General features: G+C 76.4%; 1 protein-coding gene. It reads left to right on the top strand.

Going from position 1 to position 6,138, the window contains the following annotated elements; all coding sequences use genetic code 11:
• Positions 1–6,138: type I polyketide synthase (locus GTW08_RS03050; protein ID WP_161151383.1), on the top strand; the 6,138-nt coding region annotated here is incomplete at both ends.

Here is a 6,138-nt window from a genome sequence, read left to right as displayed (position 1 = left end):
ACCCCGGTCCCCGCGCTGCTGCGCGGACTGGTCACCGCCCCCCGCCGCACCGCCGCCGGCGCCGCGCAGGCCACCGACGCCGGGCTCGTCGCCCGGCTCGCCCGGCTCGACGACGACCGGCGCCACGAGGTCCTCCTCGACGTCGTCCGCGACGCCGCCGCCCTCGTGCTCGGGCACACCTCCGGCGCCGACATCGACGCCGACCGCGCCTTCCGCGATCTCGGGTTCGACTCCCTGACCGCCGTCGAGCTGCGCAACAGGCTCGCGACGGCGACCGGGCTGCGGTTGCCCGCGACGACGGTCTTCGACCACCCGACCCTCTCCGCGCTCGCCACCCACCTGCGCTCCGAGCTGCTCGGCTCCGCGGCCCCGCCCGCACCGGAGCGCCCGGTCGTGACGCCGCTCGACGACGACCCGGTCGTCATCGTGGGAATGGCGTGCCGCTTCCCCGGCGGGGTCACGTCCCCCGAGGACCTCTGGCAGCTCGTCGGCGACGGCGTCGACGCCATCACCGGGTTCCCCACCGGCCGCGGCTGGGACCTCGACGGCCTCTACGACCCGGACCCCGACCACGCCGGCACCTCCTACACCCGCGAGGGTGGCTTCCTGCACGACGCCGCCGAGTTCGATGCCGGGTTCTTCGGGATGAGCCCGCGGGAGGCCACCGCGACCGACGCGCAGCAGCGGCTGCTGCTGGAGACGAGCTGGGAGGCGGTCGAGAGGGCCGGGATCGACCCGGTCTCGCTGCGCGGCAGCGCCACCGGCGTCTTCGCCGGCGTCATGTACCACGACTACGCCGACAACCTCGGCGGACCGGAGCACGAGGGGATCCAGGGCCAGGGCAGCGCGGGCAGCGTCGCCTCGGGCCGGGTGTCCTACACCCTGGGGCTGGAGGGCCCGGCGGTCACCGTCGACACCGCGTGCTCGTCGTCGCTGGTCGCGATGCACTGGGCGATGCAGGCCCTGCGGACCGGCGAGTGCACGCTCGCCCTCGCCGGCGGCGTAACCGTCATGTCCACCCCGGCCACGTTCGTCGAGTTCTCCCGGCAGGGCGGCCTCGCCGCCGACGGCCGGTCCAAGCCCTTCGCCGACGCCGCCGACGGCGTCGGCTGGGCCGAGGGCGCCGGCATGCTGGTGCTGGAGCGCCGGTCGGACGCGCTGCGGAACGGTCACGAGATCCTCGCCGTGGTGCGCGGGTCGGCGGTGAACCAGGACGGTGCGTCCAACGGGCTCACGGCACCGAACGGGCCGTCCCAGCAGCGGGTCATCCGCCAGGCACTGGCCAGCGCCGGGCTGCGGGCATCGGACGTCGACGCGGTCGAGGCCCACGGCACCGGCACCACCCTCGGCGACCCCATCGAGGCGCAGGCGCTCATCGCGACCTACGGCGCCGACCGCGACCCCGCGCAGCCGCTGCACCTGGGTTCGCTGAAGTCCAACATCGGGCACACCCAGGCCGCCGCCGGCGTCGCCGGTGTGATCAAGATGGTGCAGGCGCTGCGGCACGGGGTGCTGCCGCGGACGCTGCACGTGGACGCGCCGTCCTCGCACGTGGACTGGTCCGACGGCACCGTCGCGTTGCTCACCGAGCCGACCGTGTGGCCGGAGACCGGCCGTGTCCGCCGGGCGGGTGTGTCGTCGTTCGGGATCAGCGGCACCAACGCCCACGTCATCGTCGAGCAGCCCGCCGACGCCCCGGCCCCCTCCCCGGCAGAGCCCGGACCCGACGGCCCGCTGCCGTGGCTGCTGTCCGCGAGGTCCCCCGAGGCGCTGCGCGACCAGGCGGCCCGGCTCCGCGACGCCGTCACCGGGCGGCCGGACCTGCGCCCGATCGACGTCGCCCACTCCCTGGCGACCGGCCGGTCCGCGTTCGACCACCGCGCCGTCGTCCTCGCGGCCGACGCCGACGACGCCGTGCGTGCTCTCACCGCGCTCGCCGACGGCGACAGCGACCCGGCGGTCGTCACCGGCCGTGCCCGCGGCGGCCGGACCGCCATGCTGTTCTCCGGGCAGGGTTCGCAGCGGCTCGGCATGGGCCGGGAGCTGCACGCCCGGTTCCCGGTGTTCGCCGACGCGTTCGACGCCGTCGTCGCCGCGCTGGACGCCGAGCTCGGCGGTGACCTGCGGGCGGTCGTGTGGGGCACCGACGCCGCCGCGCTGGACGAGACCGGCGCGACCCAGCCCGCGCTGTTCGCGGTCGAGGTCGCGCTGCACCGGCTCGTCGAGTCCTGGGGGGTCCGTGCCGACCTGGTCGCCGGGCACTCGATCGGCGAGATCGCCGCGGCCCACGTGGCCGGGGTGTTCTCGCTGGCCGACGCGGCGCGCCTGGTCGCGGCGCGGGCGTCGCTGATGCAGGCGCTGCCGACCGGGGGCGCCATGCTCGCCGTGCAGGCGAGCGAGGACGAGGTGCGCCCGCACCTCACCGACGGCGTCGCGATCGCGGCGGTCAACGGCCCGTCCGCTGTCGTCGTCTCCGGTGACGAGGATGCCGTGACGGCGGTGGGCGAGCAGCTGGCCGGCCGCAGGACACGGCGGCTCGCGGTGTCCCACGCGTTCCACTCGCCGCTGATGGACCCGATGCTGGCGGAGTTCCGGGCCGTCGCCGAGCAGCTGAGCTACGCCGAGCCGGTGGTGCCGGTGGTGTCGAACCTGACCGGTGCGCTCGCCGAGCCCCGGCAGCTGTGCGACCCGGAGTACTGGGTGCGCCACGTCCGCGAGGCCGTCCGCTTCGGCGACGGCGTGCGGGCGCTGGCCGGGGCCGGTGCGACCACGTTCCTGGAGCTCGGCCCGGACGGGGTGCTCTCGGCGATGGCCCGCGAGTCCCTGCCCGACGACACGACCGCGACGGTGCCCGTCCTGCGCCGCGACCGCGGCGAGGTCGACGCCGCACTGACCGCGCTGGCCCGGCTGCACGTCGGCGGCACCCGCGTCGGTTGGACGGAGCTGCTCCCGGGCGGCCGCCGGGTCGACCTCCCGACCTACGCCTTCCAGCACGCCACCTACTGGCCCACCGCGACCCGCCCGGCGGCCGACGCCGGCGCGCTCGGACTCACCGCCACCGGGCACCCCGTCCTGCACGGCGTGGTCGAGCTCGCCGAGGGCGAGGGCGTGCTCTGCACCGGTCGGCTGTCGCTCGCGACCCACCCGTGGCTGACCGACCACGCCGTCCGGGGCACCGTCCTCGTGCCCGGCACGGCGCTGCTCGAACTGGCCCTGCGCGCCGGCGACGAGGTCGGCTGCGACCGCGTCGAGGAGCTCACCCTCGCCGCCCCGCTGGTGGTGCCCACCCGTGGTGCCGTGCGGACCCAGGTCCGGGTCGGCGTCGCCGACGACGACGGCCGCCGCACCGTCACCGTGCACGCCCGGCCCGACGACGCCGGCGACGCACCCTGGACCCAGCACGCCGCCGGCACCCTGACCACGGCCGCACCGGAGCCGACCGGCTTCGACGCCACGACCTGGCCGCCCACCGGTGCGCGCGAGCTGCCGCTCCGGGGTTGCTACGAGCGGTTCGCCGAGGCCGGGTTCGGTTACGGCCCGGTGTTCCAGGGACTGACCGGCGCCTGGCAGGACGGCGACACCGTCTACGCCGAGGTCGCACTGCCCGGGCAGGCCACCGACGACGCGGCCCGCTTCGGGCTGCACCCCGCCCTGCTCGACGCCGCCCTGCACGCCGGGATGCTCGACGACGACGGCACCGCAGGCCTCCCGTTCTCCTGGGACGGGGTCACTCTGCACGCCACCGGCGCCGTCGCGCTGCGCGTGCGGCTGACCCGCACCGGCGGCGGCATCGCGATCGCCGCCGCCGACCCGGCGGGCCACCCGGTCGCGACCGTCGACACGCTCGCCGTCCGCCCGGTCGCCGAGGCACAGCTCGCACCCACCGGCACCGGCGACGCACTGTTCGCGCTCGACTGGACCCCGGTCGACGACGCCCCGGCCGGCATCCCGGCGCCCGCGACGGTCGCCGTCGTCGGCATCGGCGTCGGGGACGACCACGGGGACAGCGCAGCCGCCGAGGTCGCCGCGGGCCTGTCCGCCGCGGGCACCGACGCGACCGTCCACACCGGCCCCGCCACGGCGATCGAGGAGCTGGGGGACACGGTGGTCGTCACCGTGGACGGTGAAGGTGCCGACACGGCGACCGCCGCCCACACCCTGACCGCCGCCGTCCTCGACCTGCTGCAGCAGTGGACCGCCGGGACCGGTTCCGGGCGGCTCGCCGTCGTCACCCGGGGCGCCGTCGCCGCCGGGGGGACCGCACCCACCGACGTCGCCGCCGCCGCGGTGCACGGCCTCGTCCGCTCCGCCCGGTCCGAGTTCCCCGACGGCATCGTGCTCGTCGACCTCGATCCGGCGACCGCCGGCGCCGCGGACGACGGTCCGCTGCTGCTCGCCGCGCTGCACACCGGTGAGCCGCAGATCGCGGTGCGCGACGGTGCCCTGCTCGCCGGGCGCCTGACCCGGGCGCAGACCGGCTCCGGTCTCGTCGTGCCGGCGGTGGACGCCTGGTGCCTCGACAGCACCACCCCGGGCAGCATCGACGGCCTCGCCCTCGTGCCCCACCCGGAGGCGGGCGCCCCGCTCACCGGTCACCAGGTGCGGGTCGCGATCCGCGCCGCGGGCCTGAACTTCCGCGACGTGCTCAAGTCCCTCGACATGTACCCCGGCGACGCCGGCCGCTACGGCCACGAGGCGGCGGGGGTGGTCCTCGCGACCGGCCCGGACGTCACCGGGCTCGCCCCGGGCGACCGCGTCCTGGGCATGATCTCGGGCAGCTTCTCCTCGGTGGCCGTCGACGACGCCCGCCGCCTCACCCGGATCCCGGACGGCTGGGACTGGGAGACCGCCGCGTCGGTCCCGCTGGTCTTCCTCACCGCCTGGCACGCCCTGCGCCAGCTCGGGAACCTGACGGCGGGGGAGAAGGTGCTCGTCCACGCCGGTGCCGGTGGCGTCGGCATGGCCGCGGTCCAGATCGCCCGGCACCTCGGTGCCGAGGTGTACGCGACGGCGTCGGAGCCCAAGCAGCACGTGCTGCGCAGCCTGGGCGTCGCCGAGGACCACATCGCCTCCTCGCGGACCCTGGAGTTCGCCGAGACCTTCGCCGGGACGGACCTCGACGTCGTCCTCAACTCGCTGGCCGGGGAGTTCGTCGACGCCTCGATGGGGCTGCTCGGCGACGGCGGCCGGTTCCTGGAGATGGGCAAGACCGACATCCGCGACGCGGACTCCGCGCCGGCCGGCGTCTCCTACCAGGCCTTCGACCTCGCCTGGGTCGAGCCCGAGGCCATCGGCGCCATGTTCGCCGAGCTGATGGACCTCTTCGCGGCCGGCGTGCTGGACCCGCTGCCGGTCCGCACCTGGGACGTCCGCGACGCCCCCGCCGCGTTCCGCTTCATGAGCGCCGCCCAGCACATCGGCAAGATCGTCCTGACCCTCCCGCGGCCGTGGACCACCGAGGGCACCGTCCTGGTCACCGGCGGCACCGGTGGCCTGGGCGGGCTGCTCGCCCGTCACCTGGTCGCGACCCACGGGGTGCGGCATCTGCTGCTGACCAGCCGGTCCGGTGCGGACGCGCCGGGTGCTGCGGAGCTGGTGTCCGAGCTCGGTGAGCTGGGTGCGCAGGTGTCGGTGGCGGCGTGTGACGTCACCGACGCCGATGCGGTCGCCGCGTTGGTGGCCGGTGTGCCCGGTGGCCACCCGCTGCGTGCCGTCGTGCACACCGCCGGTGTGCTGGACGACGGGGTGCTGGCCTCGCTCACGCCCGGGCGTCTGGCGCGGGTGCTGGCGCCGAAGGTGGACGGTGCGTGGAACCTGCACCGCGCGACCGAGCACCTGGATCTGGACGCGTTCGTGCTGTTCTCCTCGGTGGCCGGGGTGTTCGGCGGGGCCGGGCAGGCGAACTATGCCGCCGGCAACGCGTTCCTCGACGCCCTGGCCGCGCACCGCGCCGCCGCCGGCCTGCCCGGCGTGTCCCTGGCCTGGGGCGCGTGGGGCCAGGAGGCCGGCATGACCGCCGGTCTCGACGAGCGCGACGTCCGCCGGGCCGCCGAGTCCGGGATGCCGCTGCTCGCCGCAGGGCAGGCCCTCGCCCTGTTCGACGCCGCCCTCGCCACGGGGCGTCCCGCGCTCGTCCCG

Origin of the sequence: Pseudonocardia sp. SID8383, from assembly GCF_009864975.1 — a bacterium.
Taxonomy (GTDB): domain Bacteria; phylum Actinomycetota; class Actinomycetes; order Mycobacteriales; family Pseudonocardiaceae; genus Pseudonocardia; species Pseudonocardia alni.
The sequence above is the reverse complement of the archived record's forward strand: the minus strand, read 5'-3'. Positions and strand labels throughout refer to the sequence as shown.